Origin of the sequence: Sphingobacterium sp. UDSM-2020 (assembly GCF_016132525.1) — a bacterium.
Lineage (GTDB): Bacteria > Bacteroidota > Bacteroidia > Sphingobacteriales > Sphingobacteriaceae > Sphingobacterium > Sphingobacterium anhuiense.
On sequence record NZ_CP066166.1, the window covers coordinates 4,940,882 to 4,963,243 of the forward strand.

Consider the following 22,362-nt stretch of genomic DNA (forward strand, 5'->3'; position numbering starts at 1 on the left):
CTTTATCTTTGTATAAAATCAGAAAAACACATGTTTACAGGAATTATAGAAACCTTAGGAAAGGTCAAAGATATTGTCAAAGAAGATACAAATATTCATTTGTATATCGAGAGCCAGATTTCCAATGAATTAAAGATAGATCAAAGCGTAGCCCATAACGGAGTTTGTTTAACCGTAGTTGGAATTGAAGAAAATTTGCATCAAGTGACTGCAATTGATGAAACACTGCAAAAAACAAATCTTCAAGATTTAAAGATTGGCGATGTCATGAATATAGAACGTTGTACGCAGGCCAATGGGCGTTTTGACGGACATATTGTACAAGGTCACGTTGATCAGGTAGCAACATGTATTAACAAACAAGATCAAGATGGAAGTTTCGTATTTACATTTCAATATGATCCAAAGCTTCAGAATATCACAGTTGAAAAAGGATCTATTACAGTAAACGGGATTAGCCTGACTGTAGTTAACTCTAAAATTGATCAATTTTCTGTCGCAATTATCCCCTACACTATTGAACACACAAACTTAAAAAATGTAGAAGTAGGTACAAAAGTAAATCTGGAATTTGATATCATAGGCAAATATGTATCAAAAATTATGGCTTTGAGAGGTTAATCTCAAAGCCATATTTCATGTTACTCCAAATAATGTCCTTGTCGCATCAGCAATGCCCTGTACTTATTAAAGACACTTGATTTCGATACAAAGCCGAGATAATTCCCATCCTTATCAATCACTGGTAATATCCATACATCATCTTTTTTCATCTTGAGCATGACCGACTCCATATCTTCTTCATGTATTTTAACAAGATCAGTAGGTGTTTCCGCTAACTTACTAAAAGGTTGGTCGATACCTTCCTCCTCACCCAATAAAATAGAAAATAAGCGTTCGCTATATAAGATACCGAGCAATTTGCCCTTTTCAGTAACAATAGGAAAAATATTACGCTTACTGTGAATAATATCAGACTGTCTCATTTTAGGGGTTTCTTCAGGTCTTAGTATGACAAAATTAGTTTCTAAAACATACCTTACCTTCATCATACTCAATACAGATCGATCTTTGTCCTCGTAAGACAGCAAGTCTCCTGAATCAGCTAAAACTTTCGTATAAATAGAGTATTTCAGTATCGATCTATTAATTAAATATGAAATGGAAGTGACAAGCATTAGCGGTACCATCAATCCGTACCCTCCAGTGATTTCTGCGATTAGAAAAACACCTGTCAATGGTGCATGCATGATTCCACTCAAGGCGCCGGCCATGCCGACCACTACAAAGTTAGGAACATTCAATTCTGTTATTCCTGTCAGATTGACTCCATAAGCAAAAGCAAAGCCCAATAGCCCGCCCATCACCAGACTAGGACCAAAAACACCGCCGTTTCCACCACCATTAAGGGTAAACAGAGCGGCAAATGATTTGGCAAAAAGAGTTAAAACCGAATAAGCTAATATTACAAGCCCGATATCCTGATAATCTGCAAATAGACTATTCTTAACAATGGCATTAAATTGACCATTCAATATTTGCTGAATCGCAATATATCCTTCTCCGTAAAGAGCAGGGAAGATAAAGATCATCAACCCCAATGATATGCCACTAACCCACACCTTATTGTAAGGATTTTTAATATTAGTAAACCAATTCTTGACAATACTGCTGATTTTCGCAAAATAAACAGAATATCCACCAACCAATAAAGCTAACAATAAGTAGAAAAATAGTGCTGATACCTCCCACTCTGTACTAAAAGTGTGAAATAGGGGTTCACTATACAATGATTGTGCAATTACCGATGCCATTGCAGCCGAAATCAGTAACGGAATAAGCACCGGAATAGAGAATTCCGGTAATAAAATTTCGATGGCGAACACCATCCCAGCTAAAGGGCTGTCAAAAGCGCCTGCGATACCAGCTGCAGCCCCACAAGCCAAGAGCATCGTCACCTCTTTATATTGCAAGCCAAAAAATCGCCCCGTATTAGATCCGATGGCAGATCCACTCATCGCAATAGGTGCCTCTAATCCACAAGATCCTCCAAACCCAACGGTTATAGCCGAGGTGACTATCTGCGAATAGACATTGTGAACAGGAATCTGACTCGATTTTCTGGAAATGGCATAAATAATCGGTGTTATACCGTGCTCAAGATGTTTCGCCTTTAGCACCTTACGCACATACAAGACACTCAAAAGAATACCTAATAATGGGAAGAATAAATAGAATGAATATTTATAATGCCAATCCACATCATCCTGTAAAGTCGAAGCAATAAAGTGCGTTAATGCTTTTAACACAGAAGCAGCTATACCACCTATAATCCCGACTACAAAAGCTAAAATAATGATAAAGTTTCGATTCGAAATTTTATGCATCCGCCAATGATTAAGCGCATCTAATTTTCTATTAAGCCTGCCTCTTAATGTTTTACTATTCATTTTATATTATTGAAAACTTAGAACCTCTTTCTTTTTCTTTGATTTAAACTTCTCCGGTATTGCTTCCATAATCTCACGCGATAACGCTTCAATAGCTTGTTTTTTGACAAAATTCTGTGTTGTTACAAGACTTATTTCACGGACAGGTTCCGGAGCTTTAAAATAACGAATCCGGTTTAGCTGATCTTCATTATAATCTACAATAGATAATTCGGGTAATATTGTAATTCCCGAATTGATATCCACCATCTTTTTTAAAGTCTCTACACTCCCGGTATTATATTCAAAACGACCAGAACTATCATAATTATGTTTATGATGGCAGATGTTTAATACCTGTCCACGCATACAGTGACCTTCATTCAATAACCAAAGCTTATCCTCTCCGATATCATCAGAGCTCAACATCTTTTTACCGAAAAGCGGACTGTTTTCCGAAATATATGCCACAAAGTTTTCATAAAAAAGTGGCTTTTCAATTATTCCTGCTTCATGTAATGGTGTCGATAAGATCCCGCAGTCCAAAAGTCCTACTTTCAACTCGTGAACAATTCTTTCGGTGGTATACTCCCAAATTTGTAATTGCATTTTGGGGTATTTATCCATAAACCGTGTTAGAACCGTCGGTAACAAATAAGGGGCTATCGTCGGAATCACTCCTATACGTAACTCTCCGTCCAATTCACCATTTTCATTTTGGACAATCTCCAAAACTTTTTTACTTTCTATCAGAATAATACGAGCTTGTGCAATTATCTTTTCTCCAATTTCAGTAGGAATTACAGGTTGACGGCTTCGGTCAAAAATTTTAACTCCAATAGACTCCTCCAGTTTCTGGATTTGCATACTTAATGTGGGCTGTGTTACAAAACATTTTTCGGCAGCGGCTACAAAGTTTCTATATGTATCAACGGCGACTATATACTCTAATTGAATGAGCGTCATCTTATCAATTTTATTTATACAAAAGTAACAAACATATTTCATACCAAATGATCGAATCGCGATCGAAAGATATGTACTTAATATTTTTTATCTTTGAGCTTCGATCGGACAGAACAATCCTATTTAATAATATATAAACAAACATGAAGTTACTGAATACAAAATCCTGGAGTTTACTCCTACTTTTAGCAACAGCTGCTCCCACTATCCATGCGAAATCTCCTGACGAAGGAATGTTTCCTCTTAGCGAATTGAATAAAGCGGGATTGAAAAATGCGGGACTAAAAATAAATGAAAAGGATATCTATAATCCAGGAAAAGTTGGACTAGTTGATGCTTTAGTACAAGTAAGCGGATGTACGGGTTCATTTGTATCAGGAAGTGGATTGATCATCACGAACCATCACTGTGCATTCTCAGCAGTACAGCTTGCGAGTACTCCCATCAACAACTATCTTAAAAATGGTTTCGTAGCACAGTCACATGAACAAGAAATTGAAGCAAGAGGACTAACTATACGTATTACAGACTCTTACGAAGATGTTTCTGAGAAAATTCTGGCGGCAGTTGCACATATCACGGATCCATCCGAAAGAATAACAATTATTAAGAAAAAGCAACAAGAACTGGTAGAACAGGCTCAAAAACAGGATCCAACGATCAAAGCTGAAGTTTCTGAAATGTTTATCGGTAAGACATATGTACTATTCCGATATAAAACAATTGAAGACGTACGCCTAGTATATATTCCTCGTCAAAACATCGGAGAATTTGGAGGTGAAACCGACAACTGGATCTGGCCAAGACATACAGGAGACTATTCATTCTTACGTGCTTATGTTGGTAAAGATGGGGCATCTGCAAAATATTCAAAAGAAAATGTCCCTTACCAACCGAAGAAGTTTTTAAAAGTAAACCCAAAAGGTGTTAATGAGAATGATTTCGTCTTCATTTTAGGGTATCCAGGTAAAACATTTAGACACCGTCCTGCGCAATATATTCAATATCAACAAAATTTTTTACTGCCTTATGTTTCTAATTTGTATGAATTTCAAAATGAGCGCATGTACGAAGCAGGAAAAACAGATAATGATGCCGCCCTTTACTTAGCGACACGTATTAAAAGAAACGCTAATGTTTTAAAAAACTATAAAGGAAAACTAAAAGGTCTTCGTAATATTGATTTAATAAATACCAAAATAAAAGAAGATCAAGCGCTAAGTACTTTTATCAATAGCAAATCAGATTTAAAAAATAAATATGGTACTCTGATGGATGATATTGATGGCCTATACAAATTAATCAATCAAGACGTCTACAAGGAAATGTGGATGAATAATATCTACACGAGCACGAGTTTAATGCGCGTTGCAAAAGAAATAAATACGTTTAAAGCCGCGATGCTACAACAAAGTACATCACAAGATCAAAATGCTTTTTTTGAAGCTAATATTAATAAGTTAAAAACAAACTTAAAAGGTATCTACGAAAGTTACAGCATGTATGCAGATCTCCGTATCTTTGCTAAGATGCTAGCTGACGCACATGCTTTCCAAGCGAACAATCAAATCGAAACAATTCAAAAACTGAAGTTCCAAGATAATAATCTTGCAAGTGCATATGCCGGGGAGCTTATTACAGAATCGAAATTAAATAACAGCGTAGCAGTATTTAATGATATTTTATCAAATAGGACTAATCTATTGGCTTATTCAGATAACCTAATGAAATTTCAATCGTCACTAGAACAAGATATTCAGCAATTTGCTGTTGAGCAAAAAAGAAGAGATGGCGTGTTAAATAAATTGATGGGAGATTATGTGGCAGTTAAGGAATTGTATCAGTCTAAAAACTTTATTCCTGATGCGAACTCCACATTGAGACTAACATTCGGAAACATAAAAGGTTACTCTCCTGTTGACGCTACTTACATGAAGCCATTTACAACACTAGCAGGTATTATACAAAAAGGCAATCTTGGAGAGGCAGATTTTGAATATCCAGCTGAAATAAAAACTGCTTGGGAAAACAAGAATTTTGGACCATATGTTAAGAAAGAACTGAACGATGTACCTGTTAATATGCTCTATAATATGGATACTACCGGAGGTAATTCAGGATCTCCTATTATGAATGCATATGGCGAATTGATCGGAGTCAATTTTGACCGCTCATACGATGCAACCATTAATGATTTTGCATGGAACGATAGTTATAGCCGTTCGATAGGTGTTGATATCCGTTACGTACTATGGGTAGCAGACAAAATTGACAATGCTCAATTTATATTAAAAGAAATGGGTATATAAGTATCCCCTGCAACAAATAATAAAAGGCTTATCGGAAAATACGATAAGCCTTTTATTATTATTGAAATCTCAAACCAAACTATAAATCTCCATCGTTTGTTAATCTTCCAAACCCAAATATATCCCTACGGTCGTCTTTCTTTCCCAAAATTATATTTCGGATCACCTGTGCGGCAATCATACTAAATGTAATACCATTTCCGCCATATCCCAATGCATAAAGCATTCTTTTTTTACCGGGCCAGCTACCGATAAATGGCAAACCATCTGCTGTAGAAGAGAAAGTACCACACCACGCCATATTGACATCGATAGCAATATCCGGATATAATTTATTGAATTTCTTGACCAGTTTTTTAACTTTCCCCTTTAACAAACGGTCCCGTTTATCAGGATCTCTAAATTCCTCGTCTTCCCCTCCCATCATGATACGATTATCTGCTGTTGTACGCATATAGAAATAAGGTTCCGCAGTTTCCCATATTAAACTTCTTTCTTTCCAAAATTGATCTGTATGAATAGGCTTAGAAACTAGAGCATAGGTTGAATTAAGATTCATAACCTGTTTTGGCAAAAATTGACCCGCCTCAAATCCTGCGGCAATGATCACATATTTACAGCGAATCTTAAACCCATTATTCGTCACTAGTTCATACCCATTTTTCACTTCATGATAATGATCGATCTGAACTGGAGAAAAAATTGGAAGTTGATGTTTTTTCTGATGATACTTAAGAATACCGGTCGCAGACTTATAAGTATCCATTTGTGCAGATGTATCATTATATAATGCGCCAAGACCTGCAATTCCATATTCCTTCTTTAATGCTTTCCTATTTAATAAACGAACAGGAAGGTCATGTTTCACCCTCACCTCATATTCATCTTTTATATTGCTCCATCCTGCTTGATCACTTGCCAGATAACATGTTGAGACACGTTTAAAATCACCCTTCACACCTGTTTTCTCAAATACTTGCTCGATATCTATAATAGACCTTAAACTTGCACGATAAGCGCCAACTGCACGAGCTTCACCGATGTCCTTAATCATTTTATGAAGAGGAACATCAATTTCATATTGCAGCTGTGCTGTACTAGCAACCGTACTGCCATTTGATACGATTCTTTTATCAAAAATAGCACACTTTATACCGTGTTCACAAAGCTCGTGCGCAACTAGTGTTCCTGTAATACCAGAACCAATAATTGCCACATTAATTTCATAATCATTTTCTAAGGGATTGTTATAATCGTAAAGCGCATTTTTAATAATCCAAAAAGGTAATCCTGCGTATAAATCCATACATTGTATTTACAAATACAACATTGGGTTTGGCAATTTGTTTTTTCTTAAAAGAAAAACAACACCAACAAATGAAAATAATAATTCGTATTTCCTAAAATTCAATTAGATTTGAAGGATCATTAACAGTAAATCACAGACATGAATTATCTCTATTTCTTATTATTTTGGATTTGTCAGATCGTTTCAACTATTATTTTTAAATATGGCGGAATTCACCCAAAATACCACTGGTCAGCATTAGTTGCGGGTAATATAATTCTAATCACTGCAAGCTGGTTTCTCATTCAATTATTCAAAACATTTCCACAGCCGATTGTAATTGCCTTGTGTTCAGGGGGCACATTTTTAACAGTTCAGCTGGCGATGGCTCTTGTTTTTAAACAACCTTTGACCTGGATGCAGATCCTTGGTTCTACAATCATTGTAATAGGAATGGTGCTGGTGACCTTTGGTGGAAAAGAATAAGCAGTCTAAACCGATATTCTCCATGAATTGTATCACACTCAGTGTTTTGCAATCAATGGAGAATATTTTAAGTAATTTTAAAAACGAAGACCAATACTTAAATAAGGACGAAATCCTTCTTTTGAAAAACCTCCAACAGCCTGAATAACTAAAAGATCAGCAGGAATAAAATAAAAGCCACCGCCATACCCCATGTGCCAGCGACTAGAGGATTCGTTTTTCATCCAAACTCTACCCACATCGTGAAAACCAATAAGTCCTACAGTGCCAGGAACTAAATAGGAATCATAACTAAAAACTTTAAAACGTAACTCAAAATTATTATAGAGCATAGTTTGTCCACTGAAACGTTTCGAGTTAAAGCCACGAAGGCTATTTTCACCTCCTAAGTGCGCATATTGAAAGATTAATGGATCACCGATCAGTGTTTCAAATCCAGTGCGATTGGCAAGAGTTATCCAGTCGCTTTCATTAGTCTTATAAAAGTTGAAAATAGATCTTAATCTTATAAATTGATTATCGTTGCTCTTTAGCTGTGACTTTGCCTCAATCAGATTATCCCAGAAAATACCTTTTTTGGCATTATCTTTTTGATCACGACTATCGTATTGAACAGATCCTAAAATTCCTGTAAAGAAAAACTTACCAAATACAGGTATAGCTGGATTTTCTGCGGCATACTTTTCAAAAAAATGTCCCTCATTAGCTTCTTCATGGCTCATAATAAATTCTGAAGAAGAACCCATCTTCCATTTCCAGTTTTCAGCAAATTCTCTCTTCAATAAAAAGTTGGCATAAATAACGTCATATCGGTTTCTATAATATTGAATCCCACGTTCTTTACGCTGTTCATAATCTGTATTATTTCCCAAACCAAAAAAGTTTTCTTGGTTTTTAGGTCCATCAGATTCCAATTGAATCAAGAGGTCATTTTTATTCCATATCGATTTAATATCGGCATTATATTTAAAACTAAAGGACTTGCGTCCAGTTGTATAATGCGCCCAAAATTCTTGTTTAAAAGCATAAGGTTCTTTTCGAAAGCCCTGTTTTTCGATCAAATAACCAGCTCCGAACAAAAGGCCTTTATCTACTCCATATTGTAAAGAAGCCAACACACCGGTGCGATCATATTTGAAACTATTTCGATCATAACGATGCACTAAGGTATCATTTGACAATTTTAGATTTATAAAAGGCGTTTTCTTAAAATTAGGTTGAACTTCCTTATCATCATAAATATAAACAAGTTTACCGTTCTCAAAATTAGGGTCTATGCGGTAATCATCCTTCCCCTTACCCCCTATCAACCGAAGCTTTATTTTCGATTTATTTTGACCACGAATATCATATACATCTGAACCATCAAGCCCATAAATCCGTAATTCTTTTGTCTCCTTCGGAAGGAATGTTCTTTTAACCAGTTTCCTCCCTTCAGATCCATCTTTCTTTTTATTTCTGATTTCTAGCTCAAGCGAACCGTCAGTATGATAGTTAAAATAGAAAAACTCATTCTTAGCTGAAGTGGCGATATCAACGTTCTTTGCTAGATCACCATAATAATCTAAAGCAGTAGACATCAGATTATCTCTTCTAGCACGTATATGACCTTTAAGCTGTTCTCCACCCAATCGTACAATAGTATCTGGCATCTGTGCTATTGCTTCATCTATGACGGCATCAGTAACAACCGTTTGTACAAATTTGATCTCCTCTTTCCAATCCTTTCGATCCAAATGGTTTAAGAAATAACGGTCAAAATGTCTTTCATTAAAATTCCACTGACCGACATTGCGAATATGATCACCAAAAGGTTGCAAGTGCGCTTTCAGCCACTGCATGGATAGTAATACCGGAAGTATACCCGATGTTTTATAATACACTTTATCACGATCTCTTGGTACTGGACTATACACTTTCTTATCGTCAATCTTTTTAGAATCCCATCGCCAATTATCCTCATGACGATCCCAATCTCCTAAAATGAAATCAAGTAGTCTTGCACGCAATGTTAAACGCTGATCCACTTGAATATCATTATCTTCCTCCAACTTTCTTTGCGCTTTAAGTGTATTGTCAGTTTTCGCATCTTCATCCTCCAAAGGGACTCTTGGCTCAAACATGTAAGCTCTATTTTTAAATACAGCACGGTGTTCTTCTAAACCTGGATCATCACCAACAAAGACCAGTTCTGGACTAGCATGTGGGATTTTTAATACACGATTAAAAGTCGGTACAGTTAGCGCTCCAAATGGATGAGCAATCGAAATTTGATCCTGAACGATATCTTTTGCAATAGTATTTCTCAAATGTTCAGGCAGACTCCTTTCCGGAAATTTATTAATAGACCTCAAAACCCATTCTCTACCCGTACTGTCTCTTAAACGTAGGGATTGTGTTTGCATACCTCCACCAAGCTTGACAACAGTAAGACCGCCAAGTTCCTTTTGAAGATGCATGACCCGCATTTTAACCGGCGTATTGTATAGTTCACGATAAGAATCACCTAACCAGAAACGATGCAACTTACTCACTTGATCATATGTAGGATCGATCATGGCAACTGCCGAATCACCTTCCATTTTAAATGACGACTGCCCACATACATGAGATACATTAGTGATGAACAATAGTGTACTTACAATGCTGTAGACATGCTTTTTAAGATGAAGGTTTTGATTATTCATACGGTAATAATTAATACGAGGTCAATTTTGAAACTAAAATACAGTAAAAAATTTAATTGCACTTCTGCTTTTCAATAGAAGTCAACAAAAATCATCACATTTGGTTGTAAGAATAGTGTTATGGGACTTGCCTTATACTTTTTCTTTTACAAATTACAATATAACTGCAGCACTGCACTTTGGATGTTTTGCCATAAAAATGCCCCCAGAAAGCATCTAACTCTTCGGGGGCAAACCTAAATATCAAATTCTTTTAATTAATCTTTCTTAACGAACTTCTTGAACTTTTTCTTTTTAGAAGGTTTCTTCTTTTGATCAGAATAACGTGTTGGATCATAAGCCGGTCCTGCAGAAAAGCCTTCAGGTAAATCCAATTTTTCTATGCTTGAACCGATAAGCTCTTCAATTTTTGCAAACCGCGGCTGATCTTTCTGGTTCACAAATGTAATAGCTGTTCCTGTTGTCGCCGCTCGTGCTGTACGGCCGACGCGGTGGATATAATCTTCAGGGTCTGGAGGTACATCATAATTGATAACCAAACTGATACCGACGATATCAATACCTCTGGAAATAACATCTGTACCAATTAATACATTTATCTGCTTCGCTTTAAAACGATTCATGATATCTTCACGATGTGCTTGCTCCAAATCAGAGTGGAATGCTTCTACTGCGATACCGCTTTTATGCAGATCAGTACTCAACCGTTTGACAAACTCCTTTTTGGAAGCAAAAATAATCGTACTCGTATAAGTTGGATTAGTAAGAATATGCTGTATCAATGCCGTCTTCTGGTCATCATAAACCATATAAACTTGTTGATTAATTCCTTCAGAAGGTTTTGATAAGGCAATATTAATCTCGGTCGGATCATGCAAGATCTGCTTCGCCAATGTCCTGATTTTACCTGGCATCGTCGCTGAAAATAAAAGATTCTGTCTCTTTTTGGGCAAAAAGCTGATGATCTTCATAATATCTTCATGAAATCCCATATCGAGCATACGGTCTGCTTCATCCAATATGAAATGTTTTACTTTATTAAAATGAAGTTTTCCTGATGCTAAATGCGCTATTAAACGTCCAGGAGTAGCAACAATAATATTTGCTCCTTCTTTAATTGCTGTCCGTTGCTGTTCATAATCCATGCCATTTCCACCACCATAAACAGCAATTGAAGTTGCCCCCGTGAAATAGCCAAGCCCCATGATTTGCTGATCAATTTGCAAAGCGAGCTCTCTGGTAGGAACTAAAATCAAAGTATTTATATAATCGGATTGTTCTTCAGCTATTTTATGTAAAACAGGCAATAAATAAGAAGCTGTCTTCCCTGTGCCAGTCTGCGCGCAAGCGATCAGATCTTTATGTTGCAACACAACAGGTATGGCCTGTTCCTGTATGGGTGTTGCATCTTCATATCCCATGCTATCTAAGCCTTCTTCCAATGAAGGTGCTAAACCAAATTCTGTGAATTTCAATATTTTTTTCTTTTACTGTAAAAATCAGGATAATGTAGGCTTTTTTTTCTAATTTACCGCATAGAAAATCCAAAAGATTGATTTTTTACTGGAAAATTCATGAATTAGCTGGGAATTATTAAATTAATTTAATGCTAAATAAATAATTGAAAAAATCTACGTAAGGTAATGAATTAAAAAAGGTCCAATACGTTACATATTAGACCCCCTCTGTATAAACCTAAATTAGAAATGCGAATTAGTCTTTTTTCACAAAATAGCGATGCTCAATAACTTCTACACGTTCTACATCGTCTTCAATGGCTTTTTTTATTGCACATTTTCCAGTTATACCACGGTAAACTAAAGCACCACCCAAAGATAATCCAGAAAGTGCCGTTAGTGGATGTTTAATCAAATACCGAACACCTGCACCTAATATAAAACCTCCAGCCACAACAGAAAGGATACGTTCTGAAGTCTCAATAGTACCATTCTCACATTCTTCGTCTATTTTACTTTTTACTTTGCTTATTACTTTATCTACTATCGCGCCCATATGTATAAAATTTATAAGTTCTTCTGTAATTAATAACAAGCAGTACACTATTTTGTTTTTGTTTACTAATAATTATTCCGTTCTTTGGCCACACAATGTTGCAACGATGGAAATTATAGGGTACACTTTGTCTATTTTCATCGGTATCACCCTCGGATTAATCGGTGCTGGTGGTTCCATATTGACAGTACCAGTCTTAGTCTACCTATTCCATATACATCCTACACTAGCAACGTCCTATTCCCTATTTATTGTTGGAAGTACAAGTTTCATAGGAAGTTTCATCAAAACAAAGGAAAAATGTGTAAATTTCCGGGCAACATTATACTTCGGAATTTCCTCTGTTATCGTTGTACTTTTAGTCCGTAAAGTTTTACTGGTCCATATACCCGAAGTTATTCTAGAGATCAACCATTATCAGCTTACAAAATCAACATTAACCATGATCTCATTTGCTACATTGATGCTCGGATCTTCGTGGAGTATGATAAAAAACAAGAAAATTCAATCTAGCCCTCAACATCCAGTTAAACAACATACCATTAAGATGATTGCATGGGGCATTGGAATTGGACTTGTAACCGGTTTTTTAGGTGCTGGAGGAGGATTTCTGATCATACCGGCCTTAGTTATATTGCTCCATATGCCTATACGTATAGCAATAGGCACATCATTATCAATCATTACGATCAATTCTCTTATTGGTTTTCTTGGCGATATCGATCATATAACGATAGACTGGCATTTTCTGCTCAAGCTGCTTACCATAACAACCTTGGGTGTTGGAATAGGAAATCAACTTCAGAAAAAAATTCAAACAGATCATCTAAAGCCCATATTCGGCTGGTTTATATTTATTGTTGGTATTTATATTTTAATTAAAGAACTCTTTTAGCTACTTTTAATAGCAATGGCAAGTAAATTGCAGGAGTACATTAAACTGTAACCATAATCTAATATGCTGGTAAAAAAATACTCTGGAGAACTAGTTCCATTTAACAGTGACAGCTTACGTCATTCTTTAACGCGATCTGGTGCCAATAATGAACAAGTTGAAAAAGTTTATACACAAATCAAAGAAAAACTATTTGACGGGATAAGCACAAGAGAGCTATATCAGTTAGCTTTTGAAGCACTAAAATCGCAAAGAAATTCTTTTGCAGCTCGATATAGCCTAAAAAAAGCACTTCGAGAATTAGGTCCTGAAGGTTTTTATTTCGAAAAATGGATCGCACGCTTATTTCAAGAATATGGTTTTGAAAGCACCACAGGACAAACAATCCAAGGCCACGCAGTTTCTCACGAGATAGACGTTGTTGCATCGAAAGGAAACGAGATGTTGGCCATAGAGTGCAAATTTCGAAATGATATAGATGCGAAAATTTCAGTGACAACTCCCATGTATTTCTTATCCCGATTTAAAGATATCAGTGATATATCCTATCATTTCTTCGGTCAAAATAAAAAATTCACGCAAGGATGGCTCGTTACCAATGCCTATTTAACTTCAGACTCCAAAGACTTTGGTAAGTACTATAACGTCAATTTTCTTTCATGGGACTATCCAATAGACAATAGCATAAAAAAAAGAGTGGATAAAGCTGTTTTTTATCCTGTAACCTGTCTCACAACCCTTACAGATGTAGAAGAGAAAACTTTATTACAGAACCAGATCATACTCGTGAAAGATATTATCAATAATAAAGAAGCACTCAAGTCGCTAAAATTAGACTCCGAAAAGTTAAGGTTAGTACTTGAAGAGGCTAGAGAATTAATTGACTATAAACTTGAAGAAGAGTAAAATCAAAGCTTTAGTACGCACCTACTTAGCCTTCAAAACCAAAATAAAGTTCTTATTGTCGCCTTATTCTTTAAGAAATAAAGCGACAATAAGATATAAAATAATCTACTTTCAATAATCTACTAACAGAAAAAAATCAACACATTTCTTCCAATTCCATTAAGAAAATTAGATAACACTTATGATAGATCAATCGGATAATAAATATCACCATAAATTTTTAAATCATCCAGCACAACAGGATTTTCAAAAATTCCAAACACAGAAGAACCTGAGCCCGACATCGCGGCATATAATGCGCCAGATGAATACATTGCATCTTTAAGTTCCTTAATTTTAGGAAATTGCTCGAATATAGTTAGTTCAAAATCATTGTCCAGATAATACTTCCATTCCTGGATTGGCAACTGAATAATGGACCTTAAATCAAACTCAGGAGTTTTGGCAGCAACTCCGCTATAAGCCTCAACGGTAGATATGTGAATATTAGGATTCACTATAACAATATAGTATGCGCTCAAATTGACCTCAATAGGAGCAAAATCAGTCCCAATACCAGTTGCATACACCGGTTTATTTTCAATAAAAAATGGACAGTCTGCGCCCAGCTGCTTCGCATAATTTTCCAGTTGTACAACAGATAGTTGCAGCTCAAATTGATCATTTAGCATTTTAAGCACATAAGCTGCATCTGCAGATCCACCACCCATGCCAGCTCCGATTGGTATTCTTTTTAATAAATGAATAGCAACCGAAGGAATATCAAAATCTTGTTGAATTAAATGATATGCACGCTCACATAAATTCATACCCTTTCCAGGGATCACAATACCCTCCGACGAAAAAGTTGTACTACCGGAACTTAGTGGAACAATTTCAACAGCGTCATACAGGTTAACGGGGTAAAAGATCGTCTCTAAATCATGATAACCATCAGGTCGCTTACCTACAATATGAAGACCCAAGTTTATTTTAGCATTTGGAAAAGATAGCATAAAAGATATTTAATAAAGATCAGTGATAAAATTATGGATTCTATGTTAATATTCAAAAGTACCTGCTAACCAGATAGGAACTGTAAATTCTTCAATGAGATGTGCTAATTTATAAGTTTTATAATTATCTACGGTCAACCAAGTTGCTTCTTCAAGCTCTGCCTGTGGTATTATAACTAATTTTTCCTTAAACTCAATTCTAAAAACGTCACCTCTAACGAGGGTATCAGCTTCATTAACTGCTTCGGTTTCATGAAAGCCCATATATTCTAAATCTCGTGATAAAATATCCAGATCTAATTCTTCTTTTAGCTCGCGAATAAGGGCTTGAGAAGATAGCTCACCTTTTTCAATTTTACCACCAGGCATCATAAAATAGGATGAGCCTTTTTTTCTTACAACCAAAAGCCTATTATCAGCATCAACAATCATTGCACCTGCTAAATAAATCTTATTCATAGTTTCTCGTTTTAAGATGCCATAAGTGGCATCATGTTATAAAGTAAAAAGCGACTATTTCCATAATCGCTTTTTATATATTCATTTCTAACACTATTATGTATCTAAACCTTTTAAAAGTGTTAAATATCTTTCAATAGCTTCTCGCTTTTTAGCTGTAAGATGATAGTTCAAGCTTGATGTAAGATAATGATGGTAATCAAAATCTTTATATTCAGGCAATCCTGGAATCACAGCTTCAGGATGTGAAACTCCAAGTTTTAAAGCTTCATTAAATGAAGTAATAAATGCTTCCGGTAACTGCTTTTTACTGACCCAAACTGCGAACGCAAAAGGAAGACCTGTAAATTCTTTCCAGGTAAGTCCAAGATCGTAAACATAAGGGACTTCATTCTTTTTGCCAAATGTTCGGTCTCCTATCAAGACATAAGCATCCGCCTCATCTATATTGGCAACAAGTTTAACTTGACGCTTCCAGTGATGCTTTAACAACACGCGTGCTAAACCATTAGAAGTGCGTGATTGCTGATCCAGATATAATGTCTGGATTTCTTCAATCGGTTTATGGGAAAAAATAAAAACCGAATCAACAGCCCCCTCTGTACCGATACAGTAGTCGGTGATGATATGCGCTTGAGGAAGACTTAATAACGCCGCTATGGGAATAATCCCCAAATCAGCTTTATCATCAATTACTTTCTGGGCACATACACTCGGATTATCCAAGCTCAATTCGATGTGATCTAAAACTGCAGATTGTCTAATCCCATTTAAAAACGGCAATGTATTCGTATACGAAACTGCCGATACTCTCACTTTATCCATTTGTCAATACCTCTAGATGTTTCGTATTATAATAGTCAATGATTTCAAATTGATCATTATCATACGTTAATTTATATAAGGCAGTGTTTGTATGAGGAAATTCATCCATTTTTGAGGCATCTACACCTGTCAATAGGCAAAGAATAATACGTAAGGCACGACCGTGCATACAGACAAGTACGGTTTCTTCATGCTCTTGTTTAACCATATGTGCTATGGCATCACTTTGACGTAACATCAATGCATTAGGAGATTCCCCCTCATCTACACTGACATCCAATTCACCATTTTTCCATGCTGATACCAGCGCATTGAATCCACTCATGATAGATTCGTCTTGCTCTTTACCTTCGTAGATTCCCCAACTAATTTCATCTAAGCCCTCGAGCTCTTGCCAAGAAATACCATCTTTAATAAAAGATTCTACTGTTTGATGTGTTCTCAACAAGGTTGAGGTATAAATTTTATCAAACGGGATATCTTTATAAGCATCATAAAAAGCTTGAGCCTGTGCCAATCCTGTTTCATTTAGAGGAGAATTCACGCCACGTCCCTGAACAATACCTTTCAAATTCAGATCAGTTTGTCCATGGCGAATAAAATAAAAAGTCTTTTTCAAAATATATCTTAATTATTTACAACAGGAAGTGCATAATAATTCTTCTTCTTGCTATCGTCTTCAAAAACCACATCCTTGTAATCTGTGACAACATGATATAAGGTATCACGCTCTATTGGATGACGTCCTACCTTTCTAATCAACTCAACCAACTGTTGCGTCGACATACCGGGATTCTGTTCCTCCGCTCCTGCCATACTGTAAATCTTCGTCGTATCATCCAGTGTTCCATCGATATCATCAACACCAAATGCTAAGGACATTTGTGCAGTATCCCTTGAAATCATTGCCCAATACGCTTTTATATGATCAAAATTATCTAGATAAATACGTGCTATCGCATAATTTCTTAAATCTTCAATCACAGAAACCTCAGAAATATGTGACATTTGATTTTCTTTATTTCTAAATTTCAATGGAATAAAGGTTTGAAAACCGCCAGTCTTATCTTGCAACTGACGAAGTCTTTCCATATGATCTACACGATGCCAAAATTGCTCGATATGACCATAAAGCATGGTTGCATTGGTATGCATTCCCAACTTATGTGCCTGTTCGTGGATATCCAACCACTGTTCAGCAGTACATTTATCATGGGCGATCTGCTCTCTGATCTCCGGATGGAAAATTTCAGCCCCACCACCTGGCATCGAATCCAAACCACAAGATTGCAAATACTTCATACCTTCATAATGACTCAATTTAGCCTTTTTGAAAATATAATAATATTCCACAGGAGTCAATCCTTTAATATGCAATTCCGGACGATGTGCTTTACATTTTTTAAAGAACTCCGCATAAAAATCAAGATTTTGCTTCGGCACCACACCACCTGTAATATGTACTTCCGTTACAGCTTCATCATCATACTTCTTCACGATATCCATCATGCCTTCCACATCCATTTCCCATCCTTCAGCACGTTCCTTGATCATACGGGAATATGAACAGAATTTACAATCGTAAACACATACATTAGTAGGCTCAATATGAAAATTACGATTAAAAAATGTGATATCCCCGTGTCTTTTCTCACGAATAAAATTCGCCAAAACACCTAAATAACCCAATTCTGCTTTTTCATAAAGGTATACCCCTTCATCAAATGTGATGCGTTCCTCTTGCAACACTTTATTCGCTATAATTCTTAACTCACTATCCAAAAGCGGATTAGAAATTAAGAAATTTATTTTTTCTTTAGCATCCATTAACATGTCTCCTAGTCTATAACAAATGTACCAAAAACAAGGCTAAATTCGTAGAATTTAGCCTTGTTTTTGGTACTGCAATATATGTTGAACAACAATTAATCTGTGAACTGTTGCATATCTATTAATTTCCGGTATAAACCCTCCTGCTGAATCAATTCACTATGGCTACCTGATTCCACAATTTGACCAGCATCAATTACGACAATTGTGTCGGCGCTCTGAATCGTACTTAGACGGTGTGCAATAACAACTGTAGTACGATTTTCCATCAACTTATATAAGGAATCCTGAACCAATTTCTCAGATTCAGTATCCAAAGCTGATGTTGCTTCATCAAGCAACATAATGGGCGGATTTTTTAAAACAGCACGGGCAATACATATACGTTGGCGCTGTCCTCCAGAAAGTTTAGCTCCTCGATCACCGATATTTGTTTCATAACCCAATTCTGTTTTTAAAATAAATTCATGAGCATTCGCGATTTTTGCAGCAGCTTCAACCTCTTCCTGCGTAGCAGAAGTATTAGAGAAAGTAATATTATTAAAAATCGTGTCATTAAACAAAATGGATTCTTGATTAACTACTCCAATCATCGTGCGCAAAGACTCTTGATCGAGATCTCTTAAGTCTATTCCGTCAAAAAGAATCTGACCGCCGGTAACATCCATAAACCGTGGTATCAGATCTACCAGTGTAGATTTACCACCCCCAGATGGGCCTACTAGCGCAATTGTCTTACCTTTTTCAATAGTCAAATTGATATTCTTCAAGATGCTCTTTTCACCATAAGAAAAATCAACCTGTTGAAATTCAATCGCTTCTTTAAAATCAGTAACTTCCTTAGCATTAGGCTTATCAGTAACTTCACTTTTGGTATCAATCAATTCCAGTACACGCTCACCAGCAGCGATACCATTATGAATATTGCTAAATGCATCAGTTAATGCTTTTGCAGGACGCATAACTTGGGAGAATATCGCGATATATGCAATAAATTCCGACGCACCAAATTCATCACTACCTGACAAAACTAAATTTCCACCATATAATAAAATAATCGCCACCATGATTACACCTAACAATTCGGATACTGGCGACCCCATCTGTTGCCGTCTTGCCATAGCACGCATAATACCGGCATAACGATCGTTCTCATCATTGAAGCGTTTTTTAACAAAATTTGTTCCATTAAAAGCCTTAACAATACGAGCTCCTGATAAAGCCTCATCTAAAAAGGAAATCATATTCGCATAGGAGGTTTGTCCTGCGATAGCTTGCGCCTTTAATGTCTTAACAATCTTCGATATAAAAAATGCAGAAACTGGGATAACCAACATCGCAAAAAGAGTCAATTTGGTTGAGATAGCAAATAACGTGATTAAATATGCAATAAGTTGAAGGGGCTCTTTAAAAGCTACTTGCAAAGTACCTGTCACAGAAAACTGCACCACCTGAACATCTGAGGCTATTTTTGAAATAATATCTCCTTTTCTTTGACCATTAAAATATCCTAAGTGTAGATCCATCACATTATCAAAAACAGCTTTACGTAAATTCAATAAAGTATGAATACGTAAGTTTTCCATAATGCGTTGAGATAGATAACGAAACAGATTACTGATGAAAACAGAAAAAATAATTGCAATACACACATATTGCAATGCTTTATTAGGGCCAAACTCTTGATTGGCAAAATTTGAATAATAGTTGAAATAATCCAGGGGATTATAACCAACTGGCTTTACCAAAATCACCTGAGTAGCAGGTTCATTCGTACTAAATATGGTATTTAGCAAAGGAGCCAACATAGCCAAGTTTAACGTACTGAATACAACTGTAATTAATGTACAGATAATATACGGAATAGCATATTTCTCAATGGGTTTGGCAAAAGAAAGTAATCTAAAGTATGTTTTCATTTATGATATTAAGGTAGCAAAAATACTAAAATTACGCGCAATATATAAGGAATACTTTAAAGGAATGAAATCTTGCACTTGGATGATATTAAAAATTTAATTCAATAAACACCAATTTAAACGACATTATACTATTATTTTAATAGAAAAAGCCTAATTTAGTCCTTGTAAATTGTAAAATACCAGAACATAATGCAAATAGAAGTTGCCAAAAGGTTGCAACAAACCGAAGAATATTATTTCTCAAAAAAATTAAGAGAGATTGATGAGCTCAATAAAGCAGGTGCTCGCGTGATTAATTTAGGCATCGGAAGCCCCGACTTACCTCCTCACCCTGAAGTTATTCAGACCTTGACGACAGAAGCGGCTAAAACCAATGTACATGGCTATCAGAACTATAAAGGTTCACCTATTTTGAGGCAAGCAATTGCAGATTGGTATCAACGTTATTATCAGGCAACATTCAATCCAAATACAGAAATTTTACCTTTAATAGGCTCTAAGGAAGGTATTGTTCACATTTGCATGACTTACTTACAAGAAGGTGATGAGGTTTTAATACCAAATCCGGGATATCCAGCGTATGCGGCAGCAGTACGGCTAAGTGGAGCCACGGCAATTACCTATGATTTATCTGAAGAAACAGATTGGTTACCTAATCTTAAAAAGCTTTCTGAAAACGATTTATCAAAAGTAAAATTAATGTGGATCAACTACCCGCATATGCCAACTGGTTCGAGTGCAAACGAAGGATTTTATCTTGAATTGATTGCTTTTGCAAAGGCAAACCATATTTTAATCTGCCACGACAATCCTTATAGTTTTATCTTGACAGACAGCCCTAAAAGCATTATGTCTATTGAAGGTGCAAAAGATGTTGCCTTGGAACTTAATTCATTAAGCAAATCCTCCAATATGGCCGGATGGCGAATCGGTATGTTAGTGGGTGCAGAGGCACGGATCAATGAAGTATTACGTTTTAAAAGCAACATGGATTCGGGAATGTTCTTACCAGCTCAATTAGCAGCGGCCAAGGCATTGCAGTTGGATCAAACATGGTATCAAGATTTAAATGCAATCTATCACGAAAGAAGACAGTTGGTTTTCGAAATCATGAACCTGTTGGGCTGTACATATAAAAAGAATCAGGTCGGTTTATTTGTGTGGGCCAAAATTCCAGATAATTACGAATCAGGCTACACGTTAAGTGATGAGGTATTAGATCTATCACGTGTCTTTATTACTCCCGGAGGTATATTCGGAAGTGCTGGAAACACCTATATTAGAATAAGTTTATGTGCCTCAGTTGAAGTATTAAAAGAAGCAATTGCTAGAATAGAACAAGCAAAACAAACGAATTAAGATTGAAATAACATGATGAATATAGCCATTATTGGCGTCGGTTTAATTGGTGGCTCCGTCGCCATGAAACTAAAAGAAAAAAAATTCTGTGATCAGGTTTTTGGTGTTGACAAAAGCGATGCTAATCTAACGAAAGCATTGCAAATAGGCTTCATTGATCAAAAGGCAACATTAGAGGAAGCTTTAGAAAAATGTAAAGTGATCATTCTCACAGCTCCAGTTGATGCGATAATCACATTAGCGCCCAAATTATTGGACCTCGTAAAAGATCAAGTCATCATTGACATGGGCTCTACCAAACTAAATATTTTACAGTTAATCTCGGAACACCCTAATCGTGGCCGCTATGTTGCCGCCCATCCAATGGCTGGTACCGAATATTCAGGCCCCGAAGCAGCATTACCAAATTTGTTTAAAGATAAAATGATGGTTTACGTTGAGGCATTTAAATCTGATGAAGATGCGTTCGAATTAACAGATTCCATTACCGAACAACTGGAAATGCGGACGTCATTTATGACTGCAGAGGAGCATGATACACACACAGCCTATGTTTCCCATATTTCTCACCTGACTTCTTTTGCTCTAGCGCTAACTGTTTTAGAGAAAGAGAAATCGCAGGGTCGAATATTTGAATTGGCAGGATCTGGTTTTGAATCAACGGTACGCTTAGCAAAAAGCTCACCGGATATGTGGACACCTATTTTCAAACAAAACAGAGTTAATGTACTCGAAGTGTTAGAGGAAAACATCAAGCAGCTGCAGGCTTTAAAAGATGCCATCCAAGATGAAAATTACACTCAATTACACAAATTAATTAAAAAATCAAATAAGATTAAACGTATTATTAAATAAAACCCACTTGCTCCAACCGGCAAAGGCGAATTATTGTTTCATACAAAGTAATTAGAAGAAAGCATAGGAACTCGCAAGGTTCCTATTTTCTTTTTTATAAAAAAAGATCACAGGATCATCGATCTGCTGTTGTCTGTT

At 36.1% G+C, this 22,362-nt stretch carries 19 protein-coding genes; 7 read left to right on the top strand and 12 right to left on the bottom strand.

All coding sequences use genetic code 11. The features are described 5' to 3' along the window. Positions 1-30: 30 nt before the first annotated feature. Positions 31-621 (top strand): riboflavin synthase, encoded by a 591-nt coding sequence (locus JAZ75_RS20845; protein ID WP_132768434.1) that lies wholly within the window; start codon positions 31-33, stop codon positions 619-621. A gap of 20 nt (positions 622-641) precedes the next feature. Here the strand turns inward: JAZ75_RS20845 and JAZ75_RS20850 are convergent, their stop codons facing one another. Beyond that, entirely contained in the window at positions 642-2,450 is a 1,809-nt protein-coding gene (locus JAZ75_RS20850; protein ID WP_208698166.1) for a chloride channel protein, read from the bottom strand. A 6-nt stretch (positions 2,451-2,456) separates the two neighbouring features. After that, a complete protein-coding gene (locus JAZ75_RS20855) occupies positions 2,457-3,395 on the bottom strand; it encodes a hydrogen peroxide-inducible genes activator (protein ID WP_021189329.1) in 939 nt (312 codons plus the stop codon). A gap of 143 nt (positions 3,396-3,538) precedes the next feature. Between JAZ75_RS20855 and JAZ75_RS20860 the strand changes: the two genes are divergently transcribed. Next, complete coding sequence (locus tag JAZ75_RS20860; RefSeq protein WP_208698168.1) at positions 3,539-5,704, top strand: S46 family peptidase; 2,166 nt, start codon at positions 3,539-3,541, stop codon at positions 5,702-5,704. Positions 5,705-5,783: 79 nt separating this feature from the next. Here the strand turns inward: JAZ75_RS20860 and JAZ75_RS20865 are convergent, their stop codons facing one another. Beyond that, positions 5,784-7,010, bottom strand: coding sequence for an NAD(P)/FAD-dependent oxidoreductase (locus JAZ75_RS20865; protein WP_208698170.1), 1,227 nt, complete (start codon positions 7,008-7,010; stop codon positions 5,784-5,786). Positions 7,011-7,151: 141 nt separating this feature from the next. Between JAZ75_RS20865 and JAZ75_RS20870 the strand changes: the two genes are divergently transcribed. Continuing rightward, positions 7,152-7,478, top strand: coding sequence for a hypothetical protein (locus JAZ75_RS20870; protein WP_132768442.1), 327 nt, complete (start codon positions 7,152-7,154; stop codon positions 7,476-7,478). A gap of 77 nt (positions 7,479-7,555) precedes the next feature. Here JAZ75_RS20870 and JAZ75_RS20875 read toward each other — a convergent pair whose 3' ends face one another. From JAZ75_RS20875 to JAZ75_RS20885, 3 genes are all read right to left on the bottom strand, one after another. Beyond that, on the bottom strand, positions 7,556-10,165 hold the full coding sequence (locus JAZ75_RS20875; protein ID WP_208698172.1) for a hypothetical protein: 2,610 nt from the start codon (positions 10,163-10,165) through the stop codon (positions 7,556-7,558). A gap of 257 nt (positions 10,166-10,422) precedes the next feature. Beyond that, complete coding sequence (locus JAZ75_RS20880; RefSeq protein ID WP_208698174.1) at positions 10,423-11,640, bottom strand: DEAD/DEAH box helicase; 1,218 nt, start codon at positions 11,638-11,640, stop codon at positions 10,423-10,425. Positions 11,641-11,878: 238 nt separating this feature from the next. Beyond that, positions 11,879-12,178: a DUF2892 domain-containing protein gene (locus JAZ75_RS20885; protein ID WP_021189673.1), complete on the bottom strand. Its 300-nt coding sequence runs from the start codon at positions 12,176-12,178 to the stop codon at positions 11,879-11,881. A 106-nt stretch (positions 12,179-12,284) separates the two neighbouring features. Here JAZ75_RS20885 and JAZ75_RS20890 point away from each other — a divergent pair, with 106 nt between their 5' ends. Together JAZ75_RS20890 and JAZ75_RS20895 are read left to right on the top strand one after the other, a co-directional pair. Then, a complete protein-coding gene (locus JAZ75_RS20890) occupies positions 12,285-13,073 on the top strand; it encodes a sulfite exporter TauE/SafE family protein (RefSeq protein WP_208698176.1) in 789 nt (262 codons plus the stop codon). Between the two features lie 63 nt (positions 13,074-13,136). Then, positions 13,137-13,979: an ATP cone domain-containing protein gene (locus tag JAZ75_RS20895; protein WP_132845474.1), complete on the top strand. Its 843-nt coding sequence runs from the start codon at positions 13,137-13,139 to the stop codon at positions 13,977-13,979. Between the two features lie 179 nt (positions 13,980-14,158). On the opposite strand, the gene ispE is transcribed toward JAZ75_RS20895, so the two are convergent. The 6 genes from ispE to JAZ75_RS20925 all read right to left on the bottom strand — a co-directional run bounded on the left by ispE (position 14,159) and on the right by JAZ75_RS20925 (position 20,007). Then, positions 14,159-14,974 carry a 4-(cytidine 5'-diphospho)-2-C-methyl-D-erythritol kinase gene (ispE, locus tag JAZ75_RS20900; protein ID WP_208698178.1) on the bottom strand — a complete coding sequence of 272 codons (816 nt, stop codon included), beginning with the start codon at positions 14,972-14,974 and terminating at the stop codon, positions 14,159-14,161. 45 nt (positions 14,975-15,019) lie between these two features. After that, positions 15,020-15,433 (bottom strand): NUDIX hydrolase, encoded by a 414-nt coding sequence (locus tag JAZ75_RS20905; protein WP_232789289.1) that lies wholly within the window; start codon positions 15,431-15,433, stop codon positions 15,020-15,022. A 96-nt stretch (positions 15,434-15,529) separates the two neighbouring features. Then, on the bottom strand, positions 15,530-16,258 hold the full coding sequence (locus JAZ75_RS20910; RefSeq protein ID WP_208698180.1) for a menaquinone biosynthetic enzyme MqnA/MqnD family protein: 729 nt from the start codon (positions 16,256-16,258) through the stop codon (positions 15,530-15,532). After that, a complete protein-coding gene (locus JAZ75_RS20915; protein ID WP_021189679.1) occupies positions 16,251-16,877 on the bottom strand; it encodes a histidine phosphatase family protein in 627 nt (208 codons plus the stop codon). Before JAZ75_RS20915 ends, JAZ75_RS20910 begins: the two co-directional genes overlap by 8 nt. A gap of 8 nt (positions 16,878-16,885) precedes the next feature. Beyond that, positions 16,886-18,085, bottom strand: a complete 1,200-nt coding sequence (gene mqnE / locus JAZ75_RS20920; RefSeq protein ID WP_208698182.1) for an aminofutalosine synthase MqnE — start codon at positions 18,083-18,085, stop codon at positions 16,886-16,888. Positions 18,086-18,183: 98 nt separating this feature from the next. Then, positions 18,184-20,007, bottom strand: coding sequence for an ABC transporter ATP-binding protein (locus JAZ75_RS20925; protein WP_208698184.1), 1,824 nt, complete (start codon positions 20,005-20,007; stop codon positions 18,184-18,186). 192 nt (positions 20,008-20,199) lie between these two features. On the opposite strand from JAZ75_RS20925, the gene JAZ75_RS20930 reads away from it, so the two are divergent. Both JAZ75_RS20930 and JAZ75_RS20935 read left to right on the top strand, forming a co-directional pair. Further along, positions 20,200-21,369 carry a pyridoxal phosphate-dependent aminotransferase gene (locus tag JAZ75_RS20930; protein WP_208698186.1) on the top strand — a complete coding sequence of 390 codons (1,170 nt, stop codon included), beginning with the start codon at positions 20,200-20,202 and terminating at the stop codon, positions 21,367-21,369. A 12-nt stretch (positions 21,370-21,381) separates the two neighbouring features. After that, entirely contained in the window at positions 21,382-22,224 is an 843-nt protein-coding gene (locus JAZ75_RS20935; RefSeq protein ID WP_232789290.1) for a prephenate dehydrogenase, read from the top strand. Positions 22,225-22,362: the final 138 nt, after the last annotated feature.

Bases quoted from the DNA above. Each gene is read 5' to 3' on its own strand.
- JAZ75_RS20845 (WP_132768434.1), top strand. From the start codon at position 31: ATGTTTACAGGAATTATAGAAACCTTAGGAAAGGTCAAAGATATTGTC.
- JAZ75_RS20850 (WP_208698166.1), bottom strand. From the start codon at position 2,450: ATGAATAGTAAAACATTAAGAGGCAGGCTTAATAGAAAATTAGATGCG.
- JAZ75_RS20855 (WP_021189329.1), bottom strand. From the start codon at position 3,395: ATGACGCTCATTCAATTAGAGTATATAGTCGCCGTTGATACATATAGA.
- JAZ75_RS20860 (WP_208698168.1), top strand. From the start codon at position 3,539: ATGAAGTTACTGAATACAAAATCCTGGAGTTTACTCCTACTTTTAGCA.
- JAZ75_RS20865 (WP_208698170.1), bottom strand. From the start codon at position 7,010: ATGGATTTATACGCAGGATTACCTTTTTGGATTATTAAAAATGCGCTT.
- JAZ75_RS20870 (WP_132768442.1), top strand. From the start codon at position 7,152: ATGAATTATCTCTATTTCTTATTATTTTGGATTTGTCAGATCGTTTCA.
- JAZ75_RS20875 (WP_208698172.1), bottom strand. From the start codon at position 10,165: ATGAATAATCAAAACCTTCATCTTAAAAAGCATGTCTACAGCATTGTA.
- JAZ75_RS20885 (WP_021189673.1), bottom strand. From the start codon at position 12,178: ATGGGCGCGATAGTAGATAAAGTAATAAGCAAAGTAAAAAGTAAAATA.
- JAZ75_RS20890 (WP_208698176.1), top strand. From the start codon at position 12,285: ATGGAAATTATAGGGTACACTTTGTCTATTTTCATCGGTATCACCCTC.
- JAZ75_RS20895 (WP_132845474.1), top strand. From the start codon at position 13,137: ATGCTGGTAAAAAAATACTCTGGAGAACTAGTTCCATTTAACAGTGAC.
- ispE (WP_208698178.1), bottom strand. From the start codon at position 14,974: ATGCTATCTTTTCCAAATGCTAAAATAAACTTGGGTCTTCATATTGTA.
- JAZ75_RS20905 (WP_232789289.1), bottom strand. From the start codon at position 15,433: ATGAATAAGATTTATTTAGCAGGTGCAATGATTGTTGATGCTGATAAT.
- JAZ75_RS20910 (WP_208698180.1), bottom strand. From the start codon at position 16,258: ATGGATAAAGTGAGAGTATCGGCAGTTTCGTATACGAATACATTGCCG.
- mqnE (WP_208698182.1), bottom strand. From the start codon at position 18,085: ATGGATGCTAAAGAAAAAATAAATTTCTTAATTTCTAATCCGCTTTTG.
- JAZ75_RS20925 (WP_208698184.1), bottom strand. From the start codon at position 20,007: ATGAAAACATACTTTAGATTACTTTCTTTTGCCAAACCCATTGAGAAA.
- JAZ75_RS20930 (WP_208698186.1), top strand. From the start codon at position 20,200: ATGCAAATAGAAGTTGCCAAAAGGTTGCAACAAACCGAAGAATATTAT.
- JAZ75_RS20935 (WP_232789290.1), top strand. From the start codon at position 21,382: ATGATGAATATAGCCATTATTGGCGTCGGTTTAATTGGTGGCTCCGTC.